Here is a 628-nt window from a genome sequence, read left to right as displayed (position 1 = left end):
CAAGATGCAGGCGTGGTGAATCAAAAAGCCCAAAAACGTTTTTTGAGAATCCTCAAACCCATTGAAATCAAAGAAACCGGAAAATGGGTGCGCTTTACGCCTTATGACGGCTTTAAAGTTACTTTAACCATCGAATTTGACCATCCCGTATTCAACCGCAGCGCACCTACTTTCGAGATTGATTTTGCAGGAAAATCCTACATCGATGAGATTGCCCGCGCCCGTACCTTCGGCTTTATGCACGAAGTGGAAATGATGCGCGCCCACAATCTCGGACTGGGCGGCAATTTGAACAACGCCATCGTGATTGACGACATGGATGTTTTGAACCCGGAAGGTTTGCGCTATCCCGATGAATTTGTCCGCCACAAAATCCTGGATGCGATTGGCGATTTGTACATTGTCGGCCATCCGATTATTGGCGCATTTGAAGGTTACAAATCAGGTCATGCCATCAATAATGCATTGTTGCGTGCCGTTTTGGCAGATGAAACCGCTTACGAATGGGTTGAGTTTGCCGATGACGAAGACTTGCCCACCGCTTTTCACGAGCTGCCGGCAGCCTGATAAAAAATAGATAAAGCAGTCCAATGAGAATGCCGTCTGAGAGGTTCAGACGGCCTAAATC

At 47.3% G+C, this 628-nt stretch carries 1 protein-coding gene; it reads left to right on the top strand.

The features are described from left to right. Positions 1-567: UDP-3-O-acyl-N-acetylglucosamine deacetylase (gene lpxC, locus ACTHUR_RS15440; protein ID WP_440399517.1), on the top strand; the 567-nt coding region annotated here is incomplete at its 5' end. Between the last annotated feature and the right edge of the window lie 61 nt (positions 568-628).

Source organism: Neisseria sp. P0021.S007 (assembly GCF_051956855.1).
This window is presented reverse-complemented; position numbering and strand designations above follow the sequence as displayed.